Annotated in this window: 20 protein-coding genes; 5 read left to right on the forward strand and 15 right to left on the reverse strand. The window is 62.0% G+C overall.

What is annotated here, in order from left to right; translation table 11 throughout:
• Positions 1-5: 5 nt before the first annotated feature.
• On the forward strand, positions 6-521 hold the full coding sequence (locus tag AC244Q_RS19480) for a hypothetical protein (protein WP_012759060.1): 516 nt from the start codon (positions 6-8) through the stop codon (positions 519-521).
• Positions 522-535: 14 nt separating this feature from the next.
• Here AC244Q_RS19480 and AC244Q_RS19485 read toward each other — a convergent pair whose 3' ends face one another.
• Both AC244Q_RS19485 and AC244Q_RS19490 read right to left on the reverse strand, forming a co-directional pair.
• The gene (locus tag AC244Q_RS19485; protein WP_113548126.1) at positions 536-1,408 is read right to left on the reverse strand and encodes a methylated-DNA--[protein]-cysteine S-methyltransferase; all 873 of its coding nucleotides are present in this window, start codon (positions 1,406-1,408) and stop codon (positions 536-538) included.
• A gap of 79 nt (positions 1,409-1,487) precedes the next feature.
• Positions 1,488-1,985, reverse strand: coding sequence for a DUF2244 domain-containing protein (locus tag AC244Q_RS19490; RefSeq protein WP_113548125.1), 498 nt, complete (start codon positions 1,983-1,985; stop codon positions 1,488-1,490).
• Between AC244Q_RS19490 and nth the strand changes: the two genes are divergently transcribed.
• Positions 1,984-2,790: an endonuclease III gene (gene nth, locus AC244Q_RS19495; protein ID WP_020487035.1), complete on the forward strand. Its 807-nt coding sequence runs from the start codon at positions 1,984-1,986 to the stop codon at positions 2,788-2,790. The two genes, AC244Q_RS19490 and nth, sit on opposite strands and share 2 nt — an antisense overlap.
• On the opposite strand, the gene AC244Q_RS19500 is transcribed toward nth, so the two are convergent.
• Positions 2,755-3,333, reverse strand: a complete 579-nt coding sequence (locus AC244Q_RS19500; protein WP_012759064.1) for a TetR/AcrR family transcriptional regulator — start codon at positions 3,331-3,333, stop codon at positions 2,755-2,757. The two genes, nth and AC244Q_RS19500, sit on opposite strands and share 36 nt — an antisense overlap.
• Before the next feature lie 81 nt (positions 3,334-3,414).
• On the opposite strand from AC244Q_RS19500, the gene AC244Q_RS19505 reads away from it, so the two are divergent.
• Positions 3,415-3,840: a VOC family protein gene (locus tag AC244Q_RS19505; RefSeq protein ID WP_011653606.1), complete on the forward strand. Its 426-nt coding sequence runs from the start codon at positions 3,415-3,417 to the stop codon at positions 3,838-3,840.
• A gap of 3 nt (positions 3,841-3,843) precedes the next feature.
• Here AC244Q_RS19505 and AC244Q_RS19510 read toward each other — a convergent pair whose 3' ends face one another.
• Positions 3,844-4,557, reverse strand: a complete 714-nt coding sequence (locus tag AC244Q_RS19510) for a sulfate transporter family protein (RefSeq protein WP_012759065.1) — start codon at positions 4,555-4,557, stop codon at positions 3,844-3,846.
• Between the two features lie 234 nt (positions 4,558-4,791).
• Here AC244Q_RS19510 and AC244Q_RS19515 point away from each other — a divergent pair, with 234 nt between their 5' ends.
• On the forward strand, positions 4,792-5,646 hold the full coding sequence (locus AC244Q_RS19515; protein ID WP_003543085.1) for a MurR/RpiR family transcriptional regulator: 855 nt from the start codon (positions 4,792-4,794) through the stop codon (positions 5,644-5,646).
• 51 nt (positions 5,647-5,697) lie between these two features.
• Here AC244Q_RS19515 and AC244Q_RS19520 read toward each other — a convergent pair whose 3' ends face one another.
• From AC244Q_RS19520 to AC244Q_RS19560, 9 genes are all read right to left on the reverse strand, one after another.
• Positions 5,698-7,281, reverse strand: a complete 1,584-nt coding sequence (locus tag AC244Q_RS19520; protein ID WP_012759066.1) for an FGGY-family carbohydrate kinase — start codon at positions 7,279-7,281, stop codon at positions 5,698-5,700.
• Positions 7,281-7,970, reverse strand: coding sequence for an HAD family hydrolase (locus AC244Q_RS19525; RefSeq protein WP_128407411.1), 690 nt, complete (start codon positions 7,968-7,970; stop codon positions 7,281-7,283). The genes AC244Q_RS19520 and AC244Q_RS19525 overlap by 1 nt, the downstream gene beginning before the upstream one ends.
• Before the next feature lie 96 nt (positions 7,971-8,066).
• Positions 8,067-9,548, reverse strand: coding sequence for a mannitol dehydrogenase family protein (locus tag AC244Q_RS19530; RefSeq protein ID WP_128407412.1), 1,482 nt, complete (start codon positions 9,546-9,548; stop codon positions 8,067-8,069).
• Positions 9,549-9,633: 85 nt separating this feature from the next.
• Positions 9,634-10,632 carry an ABC transporter ATP-binding protein gene (locus AC244Q_RS19535; protein ID WP_012759069.1) on the reverse strand — a complete coding sequence of 333 codons (999 nt, stop codon included), beginning with the start codon at positions 10,630-10,632 and terminating at the stop codon, positions 9,634-9,636.
• Between the two features lie 18 nt (positions 10,633-10,650).
• Positions 10,651-11,481, reverse strand: a complete 831-nt coding sequence (locus AC244Q_RS19540) for a carbohydrate ABC transporter permease (RefSeq protein WP_012759070.1) — start codon at positions 11,479-11,481, stop codon at positions 10,651-10,653.
• Between the two features lies 1 nt (position 11,482).
• Positions 11,483-12,355, reverse strand: a complete 873-nt coding sequence (locus tag AC244Q_RS19545) for a carbohydrate ABC transporter permease (RefSeq protein WP_020487036.1) — start codon at positions 12,353-12,355, stop codon at positions 11,483-11,485.
• A gap of 139 nt (positions 12,356-12,494) precedes the next feature.
• The gene (locus AC244Q_RS19550; RefSeq protein ID WP_012759072.1) at positions 12,495-13,805 is read right to left on the reverse strand and encodes an ABC transporter substrate-binding protein; all 1,311 of its coding nucleotides are present in this window, start codon (positions 13,803-13,805) and stop codon (positions 12,495-12,497) included.
• A 146-nt stretch (positions 13,806-13,951) separates the two neighbouring features.
• On the reverse strand, positions 13,952-14,905 hold the full coding sequence (locus AC244Q_RS19555) for a sugar-binding transcriptional regulator (RefSeq protein WP_012759073.1): 954 nt from the start codon (positions 14,903-14,905) through the stop codon (positions 13,952-13,954).
• A 147-nt stretch (positions 14,906-15,052) separates the two neighbouring features.
• A complete protein-coding gene (locus AC244Q_RS19560) occupies positions 15,053-15,622 on the reverse strand; it encodes an exopolysaccharide biosynthesis protein (protein WP_245274032.1) in 570 nt (189 codons plus the stop codon).
• Positions 15,623-16,035: 413 nt separating this feature from the next.
• Between AC244Q_RS19560 and AC244Q_RS19565 the strand changes: the two genes are divergently transcribed.
• Complete coding sequence (locus tag AC244Q_RS19565) at positions 16,036-16,950, forward strand: ROK family protein (RefSeq protein WP_128407413.1); 915 nt, start codon at positions 16,036-16,038, stop codon at positions 16,948-16,950.
• Here AC244Q_RS19565 and AC244Q_RS19570 read toward each other — a convergent pair.
• Positions 16,947-18,857, reverse strand: coding sequence for a beta-N-acetylhexosaminidase (locus tag AC244Q_RS19570; protein ID WP_113548123.1), 1,911 nt, complete (start codon positions 18,855-18,857; stop codon positions 16,947-16,949). The genes AC244Q_RS19565 and AC244Q_RS19570 overlap by 4 nt on opposite strands.
• A gap of 148 nt (positions 18,858-19,005) precedes the next feature.
• Positions 19,006-22,155: an efflux RND transporter permease subunit gene (locus tag AC244Q_RS19575; protein ID WP_113548122.1), complete on the reverse strand. Its 3,150-nt coding sequence runs from the start codon at positions 22,153-22,155 to the stop codon at positions 19,006-19,008.
• Between the last annotated feature and the right edge of the window lie 3 nt (positions 22,156-22,158).

A 22,158-nucleotide genomic window follows, 5' to 3' on the forward strand; every position in this document is an offset into this window, starting at 1 on the left:
AACACATGCTCCCACTTGACAACAAGCGTTGGGGTGAGTTGAGCCATTGCTATGGCCCGGCAGCCGATACTCCGGCACTGCTGAGAGCATTGGACTTGCCGGCCGGACCGGACTTGTCTCCCGATGCGGAACCTTGGTTCAGCCTATGGTCAAGCCTCTGTCATCAAGGCGACGTCTACACTGCTTCATACGCGGCGGTCCCTCATATCGTCAGGATCGGGCTTGCGACGACGGCACCGATCGACTTCTCTTTCTACCAACTGCCGGCAAGCATCGAAATTGCCCGGATGACCGGGCGGGGACCGGAAATACCCGCTGATCTGGAAGAGGCCTACCACCACGCGATCACATCGATGACTGACTGCGTCAGCTTGCACCGCCATGAAACCTGGAGCAGATCGACGCTCCTCTCGGCAGGCGCAGCCCAAGCAGTCGCGAAAGGTCACATCGACATCGCCGAAGCCCTATTGAATCTGGACGACGACATTATCGCCCGGATCAACAATTTTGACTTCGACTAATTGCGGCAGGCCCCTCAGGCGTGCGCCGATTCCCAGCCGAGCATCGCCCGCTTGCGGGTGAGGCCCCAATGGTAGCCCGTCAGTGCGCCGTTCTTGCCGAGCGCCCGATGGCAGGGCACCACGAAGGAGATCGGGTTTGCCCCGACCGCCGCACCCACGGCGCGCTGCGCCGTCGGGCTGCCGATATCGTTGGCGATATCGGAATAGGTGACGGCCTTGCCGAACGGGATCTTCAGCAGGCTCTGCCAGACGCGTACCTGGAAGTCCGTGCCGATCAGCACGACACGCAGCGGCTGGTCCGAGGACCATTTGCCGGGCTCGAAGATCCGGGCGGCATAGGGGACCGTCGCCTGCAGGTCTTCGACATATTCGGCGTTCGGCCAGCGGCAGGTCATATCCTCGAGGCAGGCCCTCTCGTCGCCGGAATCGCTGAAGGCAAGGCCGGCAAGGCCGCGGTCGGTTACCATGATCAGCGCGATGCCGAAGGGGCAGATGTGGAAGCCATAGCGGATGGTGAGGCCGCCGCCCTTGGCCTTCCATTCGCCGGGCGACATCGCCTCATGGGTGACGAAAAGGTCGTGCAGGCGGCTCGGCCCGGAGAGGCCGACCTCGATCGAGGTCTCGAGCAGCGGCATGTCTTCTTTGCGCAGCAGCCGCTTGGCGTGGTCGAGCGTCACCGCCTGCAGGAAGCCCTTGGGCGAGAGCCCGGCCCAGCGGGTGAAGGTCTTCTGCAGCTGGGTCGGCGACTGGTTGAGCCGCGCCGCGATCGCCTCCAGCGAAGGCTGGTCGCGGTAATCCTCGGTGATCAGTTCGATCACCCGACGGACAATGTCATAATCAGGGCCGTCAGGCGTGATGTCTGTCTGCAGGTTGGCAATCATATTCATCGTCTTTCTCCTTGTAACCAGGAGATAGTCAATAGGCGGTGAGCAAACCACCCGATTCTTGCGCATCCGCCGGATAGGTTCAGATCCGCTGCTTGACCGTCGCCAGTGCTCCCTTGAAGGCTTTGGCGAAGCTTTCGCGATCGTCGGGATTGAGGAAGGAGCCGATATCCGTGCGCCGGCCCTCGCCGAAGATATGCATGGAAAGGATGCCGATCTCCTGGTGCCGGCGAACGAGGAAGCGTGCCCAGAACGGATTGAAATGATGCTCCACCATCCGTCCTGATGGCGCAAACTTGCGCACCGACACGTCCGTACGTGACACCGTCACCTGTTCGTGCGCTTTCCCGGAGCGGTAATTCAGCCAGAAGGCGCCGTAGAGAAGCAGGAAATCCAGTCCGAAGAAGAAGCCGATCGGCCAGGCCCCCGTCGCGATGAAGAGCGTGCCGTAAAGCAAGCAGACGGCACCGGATAGGGCAAGCAGCACCTTGAAGCCCCGGCGGCCGAGCGACCGGTGGGGAAAGAGCTCGGCAGCGAAAACAGGCTGCTCATTGAAGCTGTCGGCGTTGCTTTCCATCATGGCTGCTGAGTATAGAGTTTCCATGGCGAATCCGAAACTCAAATCCGTTACCAAGACGCCGCAGGGCACGAATGTGATTGCCCGCCGCAAACCGGCGGCAGCGGTGCGCACGGCCTATTCGCTGACCGAACGCGAGGAGATATTCCGCCGCTTCTCGGTGCAGCGGCCGGAACCGAGGGGCGAGCTCGAGCACACCAACCCCTTCACGCTCGTCGTTGCCGTCGCGCTTTCGGCGCAAGCGACCGATGTTGGCGTCAACAAGGCGACGCGCGCGCTCTTCAAGGTTGCCGATACGCCGGAAAAGATGCTCGATCTCGGCGAGGAGCGGCTGCGCGATTACATCAGGACGATCGGCCTCTACCGCAACAAGGCGAAAAACGTCATCGCGCTCTCGCAGATGCTGATCGACCAATTCGGCGGCAAGGTGCCGGAAACGCGCGACGAACTGGTGAGGTTGCCGGGCGTCGGCCGCAAGACCGCCAATGTCGTGCTTTCCATGGCCTTCGGCCAGGCGACGATGGCCGTCGACACACACATCTTCCGCATCGCCAATCGCACCAGGCTTGCCCCCGGCAAGACACCAGACGAGGTCGAGGCGCGGCTGATGAAGGTGATCCCGAGCCATTACCTCTATCACGCCCATCACTGGCTGATCCTGCACGGTCGCTATACCTGCAAGGCGCGCCGCCCCGAATGCGAGCGCTGTATCATCGCCGACCTCTGCAAATCGCCGGAGAAGAGTTGGGATGTGCCGGCGCCGCTGGTCGAGCTACCGCCGCAGGTGATCGGCGAGGCCGTCGAGTAGGACTGCGATCGCCTGCTCGTAATGCCGCCTTTCAGCGCCCGCCTCGATCGCGATCGCCGCGCGATCGAAGGCCGCCGATAGCAGCGACGTCAGCGGTTCGAGCATGGCGCCGGCCTCTGGAAGCATCGCTGCAAGCCCTGCCCGCAGCGTCGCTTCCGCATTCTCTGCATCGATCGCCGCACTCGCCAGCGGGCCGAGAACGGCAGGTGCCTCGATCAGCAGCAGCTGCGTGCGCCCTTGCCCCATCATCGCATCGAAATAGGCCGAGGCACCGGCGATCAGCATGGCACGCGGCGCGTCGTAGGACGCCGAACGCGCCTCGATCGCCGCGGTCACCGCTTTCGCCTCGCATTCGATAACCGCCCTAAAAAGCGCCTTCTTGTCTTCAAAATGATGGTAGAGCGCACCACGCGTCACTCCCGCCGCCGCGACGATCTCCGGCGTCGCGGTTTCGGCATAACCTTTCTCGACGAAGAGACGTCGACCGGCATCGATCAGTGCCTGTCTCGTCTGCTCCGTTCTCTCGCGATTGCTGCGGCCCATGCACACCTCTTTACATACAAACAGAATGTATGTTAATAGAAAAAAACATACAGATTGTATGTAAAAAAGGAGGAAAACGAGATGAAATCGACGAGCTATTATCCTGTCATGATGACCGACGACGTTGCCGGCACCGCCAGCTTCTATTGCACGCATTTCGGCTTCAAAGCTCTGTTCGAAAGCGACTGGTATGTTCACCTGCAATCGGCAGAGGAGGAGCATATCGCGCTTGCCATCCTTGACGGCAGCCACGAGACCATCCCGGCCATAGCCCGCGGCAGGGTGTCCGGCCTTCTCCTCAATTTCGAGGTCGGCGATGTCGATGCGATCTATGCAGCCTGCCGGAGCGCCGGCCTGCCAATTCTGAGAGAAATCCGCGACGAGGATTTCGGCCAGCGGCATTTCATCACCGCCGATCCGAACGGCGTGCTGATCGACATCATCAAGCCGATCCCGCCGAGCGCCGAATTCGCGGCGATGTACGACACCTCCGCCCTGCCCGCTTGAGTCTTAGGCACGCAAACCGGTGTCCTTAGCGGAAACCAACTTGTGCAGATGCACCATCATACCGGCGGCAAAAAGCGGCGTCAGAAGATTGACGATCGGGATCGCCAGGAAAAGGGCGATCATCAGCCCGCCGAGAAAGACGGTGGAGGCATGCTTGGCGCGGAAGAGCCGCGCCTCATCCGGCGAACGGAAGCGCATGGCGGCGAATTCGAAGAATTCCCGTCCGAGCAGATAGCCGTTCACCAGAAAGAACGCGACCAGATTGACGCCGGGTATGAACAGCAGCAGCAATGCCAGGATATTGCCGAGAATCACCACACCGAGAAACTTGATCGAGCTTACCATCGCCGGACCGAGCGGCATGGCGGTGCCCGGCGCGTCCTTGGGATAGTCGCGCTTTTCGATGACCTCGGCGACGTCGTCGAGAAACAGGCCGGCAATCAGCGCCGTCACCGGCGACAGCAGCAGCGCCAGCATGAGAGCAAGGCCGATTCCGGCAAAAATTGCGAAGATGAGAGCGAACCACCCCGCCCAATCCGGCATATCGGGAAAGAAGCTCGTGAGCCAGGGAAAGAGAAAGGCCATGAAGGCCCCGCGCAGCGCGAACCAGAGGCCGACAAGCACGAGAACCGTCAGGCCGAGCACCTTCCAGAAGACAGAGCGTGTTTCCGATGCGAACAGATTGGCGAGCGAAAGTCGAGCGGCGTCAAGAATCATGTCTCAGGCGTCTCCGGTTGCGCCGAAGATGTAGGGAAGATGCGGGCCACCGACAAGAGAGAATAAAATTGCATTCAGTAATAGAAAACTTGTCGAAAACCAAATACTAATATAATATTGTGGCATACATGAAATACGCACGGGCCTGAGAAGCAGCTTCCGAAATAGTTGCAAAGACAAGGGGTCGCAACAGCGCATCCACGGAACGCCTCTGAGGAAGATGGGGAGGCTGCCGTGGAAGACTTTGTGCAAAAACTCAGGCAATACGCAAAAACCGGCACACCCGCCGAGCGCCGTATCGCGAAATATTTCACCGAACATCTGAACGACCTGCCATTCGAGACGGCTGCGTCCGTTGCCGACAGGCTGGATCTCTCGCCGATGACCGTCGGGCGCTTCCTGCGCTCGCTTGGTTATCAGGGATTGGACAGCGTCAAGGTGGAGATTCGCGAGACCGTGACGACATCGCCGGCGCAATTACAGAGCGCCATGAGCGAGCTGCATGCCGACGCCGCGGAGGGCAAACCGCTGGCCGTGCTGGTTGCCGAACAGATCCAGGCCCTCCATCATATCTATCATCTGACGGCGCAGCCGCACTGGTCGGAAGCCGTCGGCTTGATCAGCACTGCCCGCGAAGTGTCGATCGCCACGCATGCGCGGCTCGCAAGCCTGGCCAATCATTTCTGCCAGCGGCTGACACAAGCCCGCGACGGCGTGCGCACGCTCGACGCCGCCGACAACCGTTTTGCGGAACTCTTCGCCCGGCTGGCGGTCGACGACGCACTGCTCGTCATCATCGATTGTCGCCGCTTCGCCAAGGCGCGGTTGCTTGCCAGAACGGCGCGGCGCTACGGCTATAAGGTCGTGCTGATTTCGCCGCAGCAAGCGGACTGGATGGCGGACCAGTCGAACGTCATGCTGCCTCTGCCGCCCGCTCGTGCACCCGATCTCGACAATCTTCCGCCGCTGATCGCGCTGCTCGATTGCCTGTCGGAATCCGTCATCCTCCAAGTCGGAGAAGAGGCGGCACTTCGCCGCCGCCGCATGATGGAGTTCGCGACCGTGCTCGGCGAGACGGCGAACCACTAATTTTAAAAGGATCATGCGCAGATTCAAAGTGATGGAGCGCCGCGCGGCGCTCTATTGCATCGTTTCCAATTCGGCGCGGTGCCGGTGCATGGCGAGAAGTCGGCGGTAGTCGCGGTCGTAGAGCGCCTGCTTCGCCTTGTCGGGAAGCCGTTCGTCGGCGCCCGGATACATCGCCTCGCCGGCCGCCGCCAGATCCTTGTACAGGCCGCAGGCGACGGATGCTGCGATCGCCGTGCCGAGCAGCACTGCCTCGTTCATCTTCGGCACCACGACCTTGCAGCCGGTCGCATCGCTATAAAGCTCCATCAGCACCGGGTTCTTCACATGCCCGCCGGCGATATGCAGCGTATCGGTCATGTAACCGTATTGCTTCATCATTTCCAGAATATGGCGGATGCCGAGCGCAATGCCCACCGCAGAGCGCCAATAAAGCGCGCAGAGCCCGTCGAAGGACGTATCGAGCGTCAGTCCACTGACGACGCCGACCGCATGCGGATCGGCGAGCGGCGAGCGGTTGCCATGGAAATCCGGCAGCACGAAGATCCGCGCACCGAAGGCATCGCCCTCCTCGGCCCGCAATTCGGCGATCCGCGCGACGATCCTCTGATGCAGCGCCGCCGTCGGCTCGCCGCCGGCCGCATGCATGCGCACGATGTGGTCGAGCAGCGCGCCGGTCGCCGATTGCCCGGCCTCCACCAGCCAGGATTGCGGGAAGACAGCCTCGTAATAGGGACCCCACATGCCATGGCTCGGCTTGCGCTCCCGCGAGAACGTAACGATGCAGCTCGATGTGCCGGCAATCAGCGCCAGCTGGTGCTCGCGTTTGACAGGATCAGCGGCATAGCCGCCGAGCGCGCCGAGTGCGCCGGCATAGGCGTCGATCATCCCGGCAGCGACACGGCAGTCCACAGTCAGCCCCAGCGCTTCTGCCGCTTCCTCAGTCAGCCGGCCGACGCTGTCTCCGACAGGCGTGGTCTCATCCGGCAGGTGGCCGCGCGCCTGAAGGTCCTCGAGGCCGATCCGCTCCAGGAAATCCTGCTGCCAGCCCTTTTCGAGATGGGCGAGATAGTTCCATTTCGCCGTCAGCGTGCAGCGCGAACGGGCGGCCGATCCGGTCGATTTCCACGTCATGAAATCGGCGAGATCGAAGAAGTAGCCGGCCGTTTCCCATGTGGCGGGCAGCTTTTTCTTCAGCCACATCAGCTTCGGCATTTCCATTTCCGGCGACATCACGTGGCCGGAATGTTCGAGCACCCTGTGCTCCGTCGCCGTGCAGAAATCGGCTTCCTTCAGCGCCCGGTGATCGAGCCAGACGATCGTGTCGAAACGCCGGTCGCCGCCTGTGGAAACGCTGAGCTGCCGGCCCTCGATGTCACGGACGACGAGCGAGCAGGTGGCGTCGAAGCCAATCGCTCCGACCGAGGCGGCGGCGATGCCGGATTGCTCCACCGCCCTGCGCACTGCCGTGCAGGCGGCCGACCAGATGTCTTCGGAATCATGCTCGGCATGGTTTTCGCGTGGCCGGTTCATCACGATCGGATGCTCGGCCTTGGCGAGCAGACGGCCGCGTACATCGAAGACGCCGGCGCGCGCGCTGCCCGTGCCGATATCCACCGCAACCACATGATCACGCATCAAGTCTTGGTCCCGTCCAGCTTATGGTTGCGGACAAGGTGTATCAAATCCGGCATGGCGTCAAACACCGCATCAGGCGAAAGGCGGTCGAGTTCGGCACGATATCCGGTGAAATTGGCGTGTGATCCGCCGGTGAAGGCAAAGACCGTCATGCCTGCTGCCTTGGCGGCGGCAATGCCGGCCGGGCTGTCTTCGACGACAAGGCAATGAGCCGGCTCGACCTGCATTTCACGCGCCGCATGCAGGAAGAGATCGGGCGCCGGCTTGCCGCGCTTGACCATCGTTGCGCTGAAGATGTCGGGCAGCCTGTCGAGAAGCCCGGTCACCGACAGCGACAACCGGATTCGCTCCATCTGGCTGGAGGAGGCAACGCAGCAGCGAACGCCCAGCCTGTCGATCGCCGCGGCGATACCGTCGATCGGCTTCAGTTCCGTGCGAAAACGAGCGTAGAGTTCGATGCGGATACGCTCGAGGAATTCCTCGTCGGCATGGACGTTGAATTCGGTTTCCAGCGTATCGATGAGGGTCGACAGGCTGCGGCCGAGAAAACGCTCATAGGCCTGGTCCTCGGTGATCGAGACGCCGAGATCGTTCATTGCCCCGACGAGCACGCTGATCGAGATCGGCTCGCTGTCGACGAGTACGCCATCGCAATCGAAGATCACCAGCCGTGTTTCAGCATCAGCCATGCAAGACCCAACCTGACTTCAATTCGGACGCGTTACCGTCCCGCTTCACTCGCAAGGCCGGATGAATGGCGGCAGTAGAGACCGCCACCGAATTTCTTACACTGCGAGCTTGCCGTCGAGATAGAGCTGCAGCGTCTCCCGCGTGCCCTTTTCCCACAGGGTTTTGAGAGCATGGGCAAAACGCTTGCGGAAAAGTTCGGATTTCGCCACTTCGCCGAAAATATCGTCGAAGACGAGGAAGGCCGATGGATCGTCCTTGGCTTTCAGCGCTGCCGCATGCAGGCGCTCTGCGCTCGCGTCGTTGAAGACGATATCCTTGCCGCTGTCGGTCTTGCCGGCGAAATAACGGCACCAGAGTGCCGAAACCAGCGCCAGACCGACGACGTCCCTGCCCTGACTCAAATTGTCGAGCGTCGACGGCAGGATGAATTTCGGTTGGCGGTTCGAGCCGTCCTGCGCCAGCCGCGGAATGGTGTCGGCAATCTTCGGATTGAGCAGGCGATGTTCGATCAGCGCGAAATAATCCGCCAGCGACGTGTTCGGCACCGGCGGCACGATCGGAATGATCTCGTCTTTCTCGAGTTTGGCGAGGAAGGCGCGGATCAGCGGGTCTTCCATGGAATCATGCACGAAGTGAATGTCCATCAGCGCCGCCGGATAGGCGATCGCGGCATGCCCGCCGTTGAGGATGCGGATCTTCATATGCTCGTAAGGCGTGACATCGGCAACGAAGGTGACGCCGACCTTTTCCAGCGCCGGCCGGCCGGCGGTGAACTTATCCTCGAGCACCCATTGCTTGAATTCCTCGCAATAAACCGGCCAACTGTCCTCGATCTGGAAATTGTCCCTGAGGAAATCGATCTCGCGCTGGCTGGTCGCCGGCGTGATTCGGTCGACCATGGCGTTCGGGAAGGCGACATTCGCCCGGATCCAGTCGGCAAAGGCAGGATCCGAAAGTGCCGCCGTGCCGACGACGGCATTGGCGGTGACGATGCCATTATGGGGAATGTTGTCGCAGGACATGACGGTGAAAGGTCCGATGCCCTTGTCCTTGCGCGCCTTCAGGCCGGCGACGATCAGGCCGAACACCGTCTTCGGCGCGTTGGGGTTCTCTCCGTCTGCGGCAATGGCCGGATGGGCCGGATTGAACGTGCCTGAGGCATCGATGAAATAACCGCCCTCGGTAATCGTCATCGAAACGATGCGGATTTCGGGATCGGCAAGCCTGGCGATGATCGCAGCGGCATCGCCGACCGGCAGGATGTCGATCATCGGTGCGGTGACGCGCGCCGCCGTCTTGTTGTTGTCCTGTTCGACCACCGTCGTCAGGAAATCCTGCGCCGCAAGCTTTTCGCGCATCGCCGCATCCGACGGCAGCACGCCGGCGCCGACGATCGCCCAGTCGTGATCCGTGCCCGCGTTGAAGAGATCGTCGAGATAGATCGCCTGATGGGCACGGTGGAAATTGCCGACGCCGAAGTGCACGATGCCGGCCTTCAGCGACGCCCTGTCATATCCAGGGATGGCAGCAGTGCGCGCCACATCCGAAAGCGTTGCCAGCGATAGTTTGCACGTCATGTTTCAGTCCTCTTGAAGGTCTTGCCGAGACGGCCGGGCGCCATCGTCCGGCTCGCATGCCTGCCCTCCGGCCCGGCCGGCTGCCTCAGATGGCAAGACCGCCTTCGTTGAATTTATGAATACGCGAACGGTCCGGCGTCAGGAAGACCGTATCGCCCGCTTTGGCGGCGAAATCGCCGCTGCCGCGCGCCGTCAGCATGCCGATGCCATCGGCATCGATATGCAGGAAAGTGTCGGAACCAAGATGTTCGGCGACCACGACCCTGCCCTTCCAGTCGCCGCTTTCCATCGACAGCAGCACATGTTCGGGCCGGACGCCGATGGTATGAGCATTGAGCGCGGCGGCGTTTTGGCCGGTGATGAAGTTCATCTTCGGCGAGCCGATGAAGCCGGCGACGAAGAGGTTCAGGGGACGGCTGTAGAGTTCGAGCGGCGATCCGACCTGCTCGATATTGCCCCGGTTCAGGACGACGATCTTGTCGGCCATGGTCATCGCCTCGACCTGGTCGTGGGTGACGTAGACCATCGTCGTCTTCAGCTGCTGATGTAACTCGCTGATTTCGAGGCGCATGTTGACGCGTAGCGCCGCATCGAGGTTCGACAGCGGTTCGTCGAACAGGAAGGCCGAAGGTTGGCGCACGATGGCGCGGCCGATCGCCACGCGCTGGCGCTGGCCGCCCGACAGCTGGCGCGGCTTGCGCTCGAGATAGTCGGTGAGGTTAAGCACCCGGGCGGCATCGCTGACCTTGCGGTCGATCTCCGCCTTGTCGATGCCCGCCATCTTCAGCGGGAAAGCGATGTTGTTGCGCACGCTCATATGCGGATAAAGCGCATAGGACTGGAACACCATGGCAAGGCCGCGCTCGGACGGCGCCTTTTCGGTGGCGTCCCTGCCGTCGATGACGATCTTGCCGCCGGAGACGTCCTCGAGCCCGGCGATCAGCCTGAGCAGCGTGGACTTGCCGCAGCCCGACGGACCGACGAAGACGACGAACTCGCCGTCCTTGATGTCGAGATCGATCGAAGGGATGACCTTGGCTTCGCCGAAGACCTTGGAAACCTTCTGAAGGGTAATGCTGCCCATGTTTCTCTCCCTTTTATGTTATTTCACAGCGCCGAAGGTCAGGCCGCGGACGAGTTGTTTCTGACTGAACCAGCCAAGGATCAGGATCGGCGCGATCGCCATCGTCGATGCCGCCGAGAGCTTGGCGTAAAACAGACCCTCGGGGCTGGAATAGGAAGCGATGAAGGCCGTCAGCGGCGCCGCCTTCGAGGCGGTGAGATTGAGCGTCCAGAACGCCTCGTTCCAGGCAAGGATGATGTTCAAAAGCAGCGTCGAGGCAATGCCGGGCACGGCCATCGGCGTCAGCACGTAGACGATCTCCTTCATCAGCGACGCCCCATCCATACGCGCCGCCTCGAGGATCTCGCCGGGGATTTCCTTGAAGTAGGTGTAGAGCATCCAGACGATAATCGGCAGGTTGATCAGCGTCAGCACGATCACCAGGCCGGTGCGCGTGTCGAGTAGGCCAAAATTGCGGAACATCAGATAGATCGGGATCAGCGCGCCGACCGGCGGCATCATCTTGGTCGACAGCATCCACATCAGCACGTCCTTGGTCCGCTTGGTCGGCGAAAACGCCATCGCCCAGGCGGCCGGAATGGCGATGATCAGGCCGATCAGCGTCGAGCCGAAGGAGATGATCACCGAGTTCATGAAGTGGCTGAGATAGTTCGACCGGCTCTGCACCTCCGCGTAGTTCTCCGTCGTCCAGTGGAAGAACAGGAACTGCGGCGGCGAGGCGATGGCATCGGCTTCCGACTTGAAGCTGGTGAGAAACGTCCAGAGAATCGGGAAGAAGATCAGGATGCCGAGCGTCCAGGCGATCGCGGTGACGATGAGCTTGCGCTTGGTTGTGACTTTTCTGGCCATCTCAAGCCTCCAGATTCTTGCCGACGAGGCGCACGAGGAAGATCGCGACGATATTGGCGAGGATAACAGCCACGATACCACCGGCCGATGCCCCACCGATATCGAACTGCAGCAGCGCCTGGGCATAGACGAGATAGGTGAGGTTGGTGCTGTCGGTGCCCGGCCCGCCATTGGTGGTGACGAGGATTTCGGCAAAGACCGAAAGCAGGAAGATCGTCTGGATCAGGATCACCACGGTGATGGCGCGCGCCATGTGCGGAAGGATGATGTAGATGAACTTCGAGATCGGTCCGGCGCCGTCCATCTCGGAGGCTTCCTTCTGCTCCTCGTCGAGCGACTGCAGCGCCGTCAGCATGATGAGGGTGGCAAACGGCAGCCATTGCCAGGCGACGATCAGAATGACGGAAAACAGCGGCGCATTCGCCAGCCAGTCGATCGGCTGCAGGCCGAGCGCCTTGGCAAGATGCGCAAACAACCCGTTGACCGGGTTCATGAACATATTCTTCCAGACCAGTGCTGCCACCGTCGGCATGACGAAGAACGGTGCAATCACCAGGATGCGCACGATGCCCTGGCCGTACATCGGCTGGTCGAGCAGCAGCGCAAAGGCGATGCCGCCGATGACGGTGATCAGCAACACGCCGGCAACAAGCAGCAGCGTGTTGATCAGCGCGGCGAAGAAGGCCGGATCCGACAGGAAATATTCGTAGTTCAGGAAACCGACGAAGCTCTCCATGCCGGGGCTGAGCAGATTGTAGTTCAGCAGCGAGAAATAGATCGTCATCGCCAGCGGGACGATCATCCACGCAAAAAGCAGCAGCACGGAGGGCGCGATCATCAGGCGCGCGGAGGAGCGGGTGTGTAACGTTGCCATGGCAATCACCGATCTGGACTGAAGCGGGGAGCGGCCGCAAGGCAGCTTTGTCTGGAAAAAAGCGGCCGCCGATGCAGTTCGGGCAATCGGCGGCCCAGAGAGGCGGATTGTCAAGGATCCGCCTCTTGCTCAGGAGGTTTTATTTTATGTAGCCGGCCTTGGTCATTTCGCGAGTGGTCAGTTGCTGGGCTGCCTGCAGGGCCTGGTCGACCGAGAGCTGGCCGGCAAGAGCTGCGGAGAACTGCTGGCCCACCGCCGTGCCGATGCCCTGGAATTCCGGGATCGCCACGAACTGGACGCCGACATAGGGAACCGGCTTGACGGTCGGCTTGGTCGGATCGGCCGACTCGATCGAGTCGAGCGTCATCTTGGCGAACGAAGCCGCCTTCTGGTAGTCCGCATTCGCATAGAGCGATTTGCGGGTGCCCGGAGGTGCGTTCAGCCAACCTTCCTTCTCGGCGACGAGGTTGCTGTATTCCTTGCTGGTTGCCCAGGCAACGAACTTCTCAGCAGCTTCGGCCTTCTGGGTCCCTGCCGGGATGGCGAGGCTCCAGGCCCAGAGCCAGTTGCCGCGCTTGCCGAGGCCCTTGTCCGGGGCGAGCGCGAAGCCGACCTTGTCGGCGACCTGCGACTGCTTCGGATCGGCGACGAAGGAAGCGGCAACCGTTGCATCGATCCACATGCCGCACTTACCGGTCTGGAAGAGCGCCAGGTTCTCGTTGAAGCCGTTGGAGGAGGCGCCCGGAGGGCCGGCGTCCTTCATCAGCTTGACGTAGAAGTCGAGCGTGTCCTTCCATTCCGGCTGATCGAACTGCGGCTTCCACTTCTCGTCAAACCAGCGTGCGCCGAAGGAATTGGACATGGCCGTCAAGAAGGCCATGTTCTCGCCCCAGCCGGCCTTGCCGCGAAGGCAGATGCCGTAGATTTCCTTGTCCTTGTTGGTGATCTTGCGGGCAGCGTCGGCAACGAAGTCCCAGGTCGGCGCGTCGGGCATTTTCAGGCCGGCAGCTTCGAACAGGTCCTTACGGTACATGACCATCGAGCTTTCACCATAGAACGGCGAAGCATAGAGCTTGCCGTCCACAGTCAGGCCGCTGCGAATTGCCGGCAGCAAGTCGTCGACGTCGTAATTGGCGCCGAGATTGTCGAGCGGCAGCAACCAGTCCTGTTTTGCCCAGATCGGAACTTCATAGGTGCCGATCGTCAGAACGTCGTACTGGCCGCCCTTGGTCGCGATATCGGTCGTGACCTTCTGGCGCAGCACGTTTTCTTCCAGGGTTACCCATTCAAGGTCGATACCGGGGTTCTTCGCCTTGAAATCATCCGTCAGCTTCTGCATCCGGATCATGTCGCCGTTATTCACGGTCGCGATTGTCAGCGTTTCGGCCGAAGCCATACCGGCAAACGCCAGTGCTGAGCAGGCGCCCAGCAGAAAAGTTCTCAATGTCATAATCTTCCTCCCAGAAGATGGGGTGTGAGCATTCGCTTCGCTCATGGGCAATTACTCAATAAACAATAAGGAATGTCAATCGACAATCGTTGCTGCGGTGCCGAAGGCGATGGTCATCCTATTGATTTAACGAGAATATTTTTTGCTCAGCTCCTGAGCAAAAACTCAGCCGTCTCTTCGTCGGTGATCAGAGCGTTGATTTGATGGCCGACAACCGCAGCCCTGATCGCCTTGAACTTGCGCTTGCCCTTGGCCAGCCCAATGACCATCGACGCGTCGCGGGACGGGATCGGCGCCGACGCGACGCGCTCGTTGATCGGGTTGTCGATCAACCTGCCATCGACATCGAAGATCCAGCCGCAGATCTCGCCGACAGCACCCCCGCGCATCAGCTCCATCATCTCGTCCTTCTCGAGAAACCCGTCGACGCAGAGCGGCCCATCGATGCCGAGCTCGCCGATGCCGACGAAGGTGACATCGGCTTGCGCACTCATATTCAGCGTCGAGCGCACCAGCTGTTGGCCATGCAGCAGCTCCCGCTCCTCCGCCGAGGTGACGAGCACCGGCAGCGGCATCGGATAGTGCCGCGCCTTCACCGCATCGGCCATGCTGAAGATGACGTTGTAATAGGCCGCCGATCCGTCCGGGGCGATATTGCCGGTCAGCGAAACGATGCGGTGATTGGGACATTCGATCGCCGGAAGCTGGTCGACGGCCGCCTTCAGCGTGCGGCCGGTACCGATGGCGAGCACGATCGGCTCCGGCCGTTTCAGCCACCGCTCGATCTCGGCCGCGGCCGCCTCGGCGATACCGACCGTCGTCGACGACGATGCGGGATCGCTCGGCACCACTTCCACATGTTTCAACCCGAATTTCCGCCGCAGCTGACTGCCGAGCTCCAGGCAGGCGGCGATCGGATGATCGAGCCGCACCTTGATCAGGCGCTCGGCGACCGCCAGCGACACCAGCCGCTGCGCCGATTGCCGCGAGATGCCCATCGCAGCGGCGATTTCGTCCTGCGTGCGCCCGGCGACGTAATAGAGCCAGCCGGCACGCGCCGCATCGTCGAGCCGTGCAGGGGTCTCGGATCTTTTTACCATTTACTGCCTACCGCGCGAAGTGAGCCGGCGTGCCGCCGCCGAACATGATCTGAGTCTGTATCGCCAGATCAAAACAAAATTCCGGCAAATGTCGAGCCTGTTGCAAAGTGGACCGCTAAATAACCGCCATCACTCCGGCAAACCCGCTCAGGCAAACCATTGCACGACGAGATAGATCGCCGCCTTCACGAGACCGTAAATCACCCCGCCGGCGACGACGAGCGACACGGCCGTCATCACGAAGCCGATGAGCGCGAAGAGCCCGTCACGGCCCAATATGCCGAAGGCGAAGACCGAGATCGTGACCGCCGGCAGGATGTTGCCGAGCGGGACCGGCAGCAGCAGCACGATCGACAGCAGCAGGCATGCCGCCCCGGCAAGATATTCCGCCGGCGGTTCGGCGAAGATCGCAAGCCGCGGTTTCAGCATGCGTTCGGCCCAGGCGAGCCAGCGATGGATGCGGCCGACAATGGTCTCGAAATCCTCCCGCCGCATCGAACGGTTGGCAATCACCTTCGGTAGCCAGGGTTTCAGCCCGAAGGTCAGTTGCGCTGCCAGGAAGACCAATGGCGCCCCGAGCACTGCCGAGGTGCCCGGCGGAGTGGGAAAGGCATTCGGCAGCGCGAAGATCAGCATCAACGCGCTGATCGCCCTGTCACCCATAGTATCGAACAGATCGCCTATCGAGATCCGTTCGCGGCTCTGGTCGGCGGCCATCTGCCGCAAAATGGATGAGAGGCGGCGGCCTTTGGGACGTGGTCTTCGGATGGTACTGTTTTCTCTCGTATCGATGGTCGTGGGTCCGGCAGTTGATAAAAGTGTAGGGCCGGATTCTGGCGATGCAATATGCCAATTGAATGACTTGTGGGGTTAGAAATTGCGGCCGCGATCGAAGCCGATGGGCTTGGGCTCACCGGATTTCTCCAACGTCTTGCCATGACGGAATGAAAGACGGAAAACCGTCGCGCCTATCCGATCTCCCCACCTGCGGGAGAGATGTCAAGCAGAACAGACGGGGTAGCACACGACACGACCCTAAAGCCGGCGACACCACCGCCGAATGAGCGCTTGAAATTCCCCGCCAACAATGCAAGCAGACGGTGGGAGACCAGAAAAACGGCAGAGTGGCAATGATCATTTCATTCGACATCGGCGGCACCGCTATCAAGGGCGGCATCGCCCACTCCGAGATAGACATCCTTCCCCTCGGCCGCCGCCCGACGCCCAAGGATGATTTTGCCGCGTTCGTCGAGACCCTGCGCGACATCATCGCCGAAACCGGCGAACAGCCGAGCCGCATCGCCCTCTCCATCGCCGGCGTCGTCGATCCCGATACGCAGCGCCTGATCTGCGCCAACATTCCCTGCATCCACCACCGTACGCTTGGCGCCGATCTCGAAGTCGAGCTCGGCCTGCCGGTGCTGATCGCCAACGACGCCGACTGTTTCGCGATGGCCGAAGCCGGTCTCGGCGCCGGCCGCGGCCACCGCATCGTCTTCGGCGCCATCCTCGGCACCGGCGTCGGCGGCGGCCTGGTTGCCGACGGGTGCCTCGTCAACGAGGCCGGCGGCTTTGCCGGCGAATGGGGTCATGGGCCGATCATCGCATCTGCGGCCGGCAATCCGCCCGTCGCCATTCCCGCCTATGCCTGCGGCTGCGGCCAGAGGGGCTGCGTCGACACCGTCGGCGGTGCCCGCGGCCTGGAGCGGCTGCACCAGACGCTGCACGATCTCGACCTTTCCAGCGAGGAGATCATTGCTCAGTGGGGGCGTGGGGAGGAAAAGGCGACAAGGACGATCGACGTCTATGTCGATCTCGTCGCCTCGCCCTTGGCGCTGACGATCAACATCACCGGCGCGACCATTGTGCCGGTCGGAGGCGGGCTTTCCAATGTCGAGCCGCTGCTTGCCGAGCTCGACCACGCCGTGCGCGCCCGCATCCTGCGCAAGTTCGATCGCCCGCTGGTGGTGCGCAGCGAATGCCGCATCGAACCCGGCCTGATCGGCGCAGCGCTTTTGGGGCTGAAGGCCGAGACGGCGGCTTAAAGCACCGGCCACATCCGCACGATCGCTGCGAACCGATCCCAGTCCTTACGCGCAGAAGGCGTCCAAGCAGCCTCGGCGACCGCTGGGAGACGCGGGAAAACCAGCCGGTTGAAATAGGCACGCGAGAGGAAATTTTCAGTCCAGATGCAGGCCTGGATGCCGCGCATCTTCTCACGCAGCGCCTCCGGCAGCTCGCCCTCGGCCTCGTAAGCGTAGGTGTGTTCCGGCGGCGCGTAGCCCGCCCAGCTGGCGCCGGGCTCGGTCCAGGCCTCAGCCTGCGCCATGTCGAGATAATAGGCCTGCCCCGGCGTCATCACCACGTCGTAGCCTTCTTGTGCCAGCTCGATGCCGACGGCGGGCTTTTCCCAGGCCATCAGCAGCGTGCCGTCGCGGTCGACGCCGCCGCCATGCGAAACCTCGTTCCAGCCGACGAGTTTCTTGCCGCGCTCCGACAGCATGGCTTTGATACGTTTCAGGAAATAGGATTGCAGCTCGGCGGTGCCTGCCAGTTTCTCCCTCTCCATCAGTGCCTTGCAGAGCGGCGAGGAAAGCCAGGAGCCATGCGCCACTTCGTCGCCGCCGATATGGAGATATTCGCCGGGAAACAGCGTCACCATCTCGTCGAACACCTTGCCGAGAAATTCATAGGTGAATTCCACCGCCGGATTAAGGGCGTTGTTCGGATAACCCTGCACCGAGCGGTAACTGTCCGGCGCCTCCTGCCCGTCGACGAGCTCGGGCAGCGAGAACAGCGTTGCCATGCTGTGGCCCGGAATATCGATTTCCGGCACCACTTCAATATGCAGCGAGGCTGCATGCGCAACGATCCGCCTGGCATCCTCCTGCATGTAATGACCGGAGCGCGTTTGCGCCCCGTCGCCGAGCTGCGGCACGAGCACTTCATCCGGCCCGCGCCGGGCACCGATCTCCGTCAGCGCGGGATAGGCCTTGATCTCCAGCCGCCACGCTTCGTCATCCGTCAGATGCCAGTGGAAGATGTTGAGCTTGTTCCAGGCGAGAATATCAATCAGCCGCACGACGTCTGCCACCGGATAGAACTGCCTGGACACATCGAGATGGCAGCCACGCCAGTCGTAACGCGGCTGGTCGGCGATCGTGCCGAAATTGGGGAATTTGAAGCGCTCGGGATCGGCGCGGGCGCCGTGCAGCAGTTGCACCAGGCTGATCAGCCCGTAATGCCGCCCGGCGGCATCCGCACTCGAAAGCACGATCTCATGCGCGGCAAAACGCAATTCGTAGGCGAAGGCGGCGATCGACGATTCGGTGACGAAACGAATGGCCCGCCCGCCTTCGACGGCACTGAGGGAAAACGGCACGTTGTCGGCCGGATAGAGCCGCTGGTAGAGCTCCAGAACCAGCGAGAGCGCCTTGACCGCATCAGGGCGCGTCCGCTCGGCCGGATAAAGGACGACCGGCAGCTCTCCCGCCTTCAGCCCGAGCGCCAGCGGCCAGGGCAGCAGCGAATAAGGTTCCTCGGCCCGGCCTGGCGGCAGAAGTGGCGGCGCCACGCCACCATTCCGGCCTTCGAGCATGAGATCGCCGAAACCAACAGGAACGTGGCGTCCGTCGCCAAGTGTCAGATAGGCCGATTTGACGCCGGCCGTCCTATGTTTCGGCTCCCTGGTCAGCCCCTCGACGGTGAACCGCCAGCGCCCGCCGGGCGGCACGCTCAGGTCTTCGGGCGGCAGGAATTCATGGAAATGCGCGACCCGCCGCTTGAGGCTGCCGCCGTCGCAGACATGTTTGTCGGGAACCCGCGTCTCTGACGTATAGGCGAGCGAGAAGCCGGACAGCGGCTCGGTCGAAAGATTGAAAAGCATGAAGGTGAGGCGCCCGAAACTGCCCTCGATCGGGCTCCAGCTTGCTTCCAGATGGTAATCGGCCATGGTCGTGCTCTGCCTCGTCGCTGAGTGGCCGGGATCGCGGTTGGTATCCCGGCATGCTTTGGCAGCTTAGCTTTTTCGAGGCGGCAATGGAATCGGCGCACGAGGACCTGTAGCCAAGGAAAACGGCGCGGCTTTCGCCGCGCCGTCCTCACTCTGCTGCCAACGCCGGCGGATGTCTGTCATCCGCCTCTTCCTGGATGGCGTCGGCATGCTCGCCCGGCTCGTCCTTAGCCTTCGGCTCCCGGCCGAAGAAAAGAGCGTAACCGGCGGGCAGAACCAGAATGGTGAGCACGGTCGCAACCAGGATGCCGCCCATCATCGCGTAGGCGAGCGGACCCCAGAAGACACCGCGCGAGATCGGGATCAGCGCCAGCACGGCGGTCAGCGCCGTCAGCATGATCGGCCGGAAACGTCGCACGGCCGCGCCGACGATCGCCTCCTGCCGGTGCATGCCGGCCTTGATATCCTGGTCGATCTGATCGACCAGGATGATCGAATTGCGCATGATGATACCGAGCAGCGCGATGACGCCGAGGATCGCTACGAAGCCGAAGGGGGCGCCGCTGATCAGCAATGCGGCCGCCGCACCGATGATCCCGAGCGGTCCGGTGGCGAGCACCAGCATCGCCTTGCCGAAATGCTGCAGCTGCACCATCAGCAGCACGATGATGACGGCGAGCATGATCGGCGCCTTGGCGGCGATCGACATCTGGCTTTCTGCCGCATCCTCGGCGCCGCCCTGGATTTCGACCTTGTAGCCGGCAGGCAGACTGTCGCGCAGATCCTTCATGTCGGCATACATCTTCATCACCACGTCGTTCGGCTGCACATCGTCAGGCAGCGTGGCGCGCACGGTGATTGTCGGCAGCCTGTTGCGCCGCCATTCGATGCCCTGCTCCATGACGGGCACGACCTTGGCGACCTGCGAGACCGGTACGAAGCCGCCGAAATCCGTCGGGACATAGACCGAGTTGACCGCCGACAGCAGCGAGCGGCTGGCATCCGGCTCGCGGGCGACGATCGAAACCGTCTCCTCGCCATCGCGGAAATCGTCGAGCGCAGCCCCTGACATGGCGGTCTGCAACATCTGGCGGACGCGCTGCGAAGTGACGCCGAGCGCCCGGGCGCGATCCTGGTCAATCACCAGCTTCATCGCCGGCACCTCTTCCAGCCAATCGTCATGGATGGCGCCGAGCTCCGGATTGGCCTGGAAGCGCGCCTTTACCTGATCGGCGATCTCCCTGACTTCCTGACGGTCAGGCCCCATGACGCGCATCTGCACCGGCCAGCCGGTCGGCGGACCGAGGAAGAGGCGGTCGACCTTGCCGCGAATGTCGGGGAAGTCTTCCGCAAGGATCGTCCGCAGCTTGACGATCAGCCGCTCGCGTGCCGGTTCGTCATTGGCCATGACGAGCAGCTGGGCGAAGTTCGGATTGCGCAGCTGCTGGTCGAGCGGCAGGAAGAAGCGCGGCGCGCCTTCGCCGATATAGGTGGCGATAAACCGCTTGTCGGGATCATCCATCATCTTGGCTTCGAGTGCCTTTGCCTGCACCTCGACTTCCTTGATGCTGGTACCCTCAGGCAGCCAGAGATCGACGAGGATTTCCGGCCGCGAGGATTGCGGGAAGAAATTCTGCGGAATGAACTGGAAGGCCCAGAGGCTGGTGACGAAGGTGCCGAGCGTCAGCAGCAGCACGATGACGCGGTGGCGCACCGCCCAGCCGACCGTGCCGCGCAGCCGGCGATAGAAGCCGGTGTCGAAGGCGTCGTGATGCTCGCCGGCGTGATGGCGCTGCTTGAGGATCATATAGCCGAGCCACGGCGTGAAATAGACGGCGACGAACCACGAGGTGACGAGCGCGATGCCGACGACGTAGAACAGCGACCGTACATATTCGCCGGCCGTCGAGGCGGCGAAGCCGACGGGAATGAAGCCGGCCGTGGTGATCAGCGTGCCCGTCAGCATCGGGAAGGCGGTCGAGGAATAGGCGAAGCTTGCCGCCTCGATCTTGACGAGCCCCTCCTCCAGCTTTCGCTCCATCATCTCGACGACGATCATTGCATCGTCGACAAGCAGGCCGAGCGCGATGATCAGCGCGCCGAGCGAGATGCGCTGCAGGTCGATGCCGAGTTCATACATCAGCGCAAAGGTGGCGGCGAGCACCAGCGGAATGGCGATGGCGATGACGAGCCCCGATCGCCAGCCGATCGATACGAACGAGACGACGAGCACGATGATGAGAGCTTCGCCGAGCGCATGCATGAATTCGCTGACCGCATCCGTCACCACGTCGGGCTGGTTGGCGATCTGATCGACGGCGACGCCGTAGGGCAGCGCCTCTTCGAAACGTTGATAGGTCGCCTCCACGCCCTTGCCGACATCGGTCACGTTGAAGCCCTTGGCCATCACGACGCCGACCTGAACGCTGTCGTGGCCGTTGAAACGGTACTTGCGCTGGTAGGGGTCTTCGAGCCCGGAACTGACGGTGGCGATATCGCCGAGGCGCGTTACCTGGCCGCCGGCGCGAAGGCGCAGCTCGCGGATATCGGCCGCCTTCTTCACGTCGCCTTCGACCGATATGCGCACCGAGCGCAGGCCGGTATCGACCGAGCCTGCCGGATCGACATTGTTTTGGCCCTTGATGGCGTTCTGCAGATCGAGGATCGTCAGGCCGCGCTCGGAGAGCGCCTTGGATGAGACGTCGATATAGATCTTCTCAGGCTGGTCGCCGATGATGACGGCCTTTTCGACGCCCGGCGTCGTCAACAGCATGTCGCGCGCCTGGATCGCGAATTTTTTCAGTTCCGGATAGGAATAGCCGTCGCCGCTGATCGAATGCAGCGTGATGAAGGTGTCGCCGAACTCGTCGTTGAAATAAGGGCCGAGCAGGCCTTGCGGCAGCTCGTTGGAGATGTCGCCGACCTTCTTGCGTACTTGGTAGAAGGCATCCGCCACTTCTTGCGAATTCGTGTCGCCCTTGACCTGCAGGGTGATAATCGCACTACCCGCCCGGGTATAGGACTTGACCCAGTCGATATGGGGCGTTTCCTGCAGCTTGCGCTCGATCTTGTTGACGACCTGATCTTCCATTTCCTGAATGGAAGCACCTGGCCAGATCGCCTGAACGACCATGACGCGGAAGGTGAATTCGGGGTCCTCGCGCTGGCCCATGCGCATCAGGCCGAGCACGCCGGTGATGATGATCAGTCCGAAGAGGAAACGCGCAATACTCGGATGTCCGATCGCCCAGCGCGACAGATTGAAGGGCCGCTTTTCGGTGGTGGTGGTGGCGTCCATGGT

It is taken from the genome of Rhizobium sp. CB2179 (genome assembly GCF_057653455.1).

Excerpts from the sequence above, each read along its gene's own strand:
- AC244Q_RS19550 (WP_012759072.1), bottom strand. The coding sequence starts at position 13,805 with ATGACATTGAGAACTTTTCTGCTGGGCGCCTGCTCAGCACTGGCGTTT.
- AC244Q_RS19520 (WP_012759066.1), bottom strand. The coding sequence starts at position 7,281 with ATGCGTGATCATGTGGTTGCGGTGGATATCGGCACGGGCAGCGCGCGC.
- AC244Q_RS19485 (WP_113548126.1), bottom strand. The coding sequence starts at position 1,408 with ATGAATATGATTGCCAACCTGCAGACAGACATCACGCCTGACGGCCCT.
- AC244Q_RS19490 (WP_113548125.1), bottom strand. The coding sequence starts at position 1,985 with ATGATGGAAAGCAACGCCGACAGCTTCAATGAGCAGCCTGTTTTCGCT.
- AC244Q_RS19530 (WP_128407412.1), bottom strand. The coding sequence starts at position 9,548 with ATGACGTGCAAACTATCGCTGGCAACGCTTTCGGATGTGGCGCGCACT.
- AC244Q_RS19570 (WP_113548123.1), bottom strand. The coding sequence starts at position 18,857 with ATGGCCGATTACCATCTGGAAGCAAGCTGGAGCCCGATCGAGGGCAGT.
- AC244Q_RS19575 (WP_113548122.1), bottom strand. The coding sequence starts at position 22,155 with ATGGACGCCACCACCACCACCGAAAAGCGGCCCTTCAATCTGTCGCGC.
- AC244Q_RS19510 (WP_012759065.1), bottom strand. The coding sequence starts at position 4,557 with ATGATTCTTGACGCCGCTCGACTTTCGCTCGCCAATCTGTTCGCATCG.
- AC244Q_RS19525 (WP_128407411.1), bottom strand. The coding sequence starts at position 7,970 with ATGGCTGATGCTGAAACACGGCTGGTGATCTTCGATTGCGATGGCGTA.
- AC244Q_RS19555 (WP_012759073.1), bottom strand. The coding sequence starts at position 14,905 with ATGGTAAAAAGATCCGAGACCCCTGCACGGCTCGACGATGCGGCGCGT.
- nth (WP_020487035.1), top strand. The coding sequence starts at position 1,984 with ATGGCTGCTGAGTATAGAGTTTCCATGGCGAATCCGAAACTCAAATCC.
- AC244Q_RS19565 (WP_128407413.1), top strand. The coding sequence starts at position 16,036 with ATGATCATTTCATTCGACATCGGCGGCACCGCTATCAAGGGCGGCATC.
- AC244Q_RS19540 (WP_012759070.1), bottom strand. The coding sequence starts at position 11,481 with ATGGCCAGAAAAGTCACAACCAAGCGCAAGCTCATCGTCACCGCGATC.
- AC244Q_RS19535 (WP_012759069.1), bottom strand. The coding sequence starts at position 10,632 with ATGGGCAGCATTACCCTTCAGAAGGTTTCCAAGGTCTTCGGCGAAGCC.
- AC244Q_RS19505 (WP_011653606.1), top strand. The coding sequence starts at position 3,415 with ATGAAATCGACGAGCTATTATCCTGTCATGATGACCGACGACGTTGCC.
- AC244Q_RS19480 (WP_012759060.1), top strand. The coding sequence starts at position 6 with ATGCTCCCACTTGACAACAAGCGTTGGGGTGAGTTGAGCCATTGCTAT.
- AC244Q_RS19500 (WP_012759064.1), bottom strand. The coding sequence starts at position 3,333 with ATGGGCCGCAGCAATCGCGAGAGAACGGAGCAGACGAGACAGGCACTG.
- AC244Q_RS19545 (WP_020487036.1), bottom strand. The coding sequence starts at position 12,355 with ATGGCAACGTTACACACCCGCTCCTCCGCGCGCCTGATGATCGCGCCC.
- AC244Q_RS19560 (WP_245274032.1), bottom strand. The coding sequence starts at position 15,622 with ATGGCCGCCGACCAGAGCCGCGAACGGATCTCGATAGGCGATCTGTTC.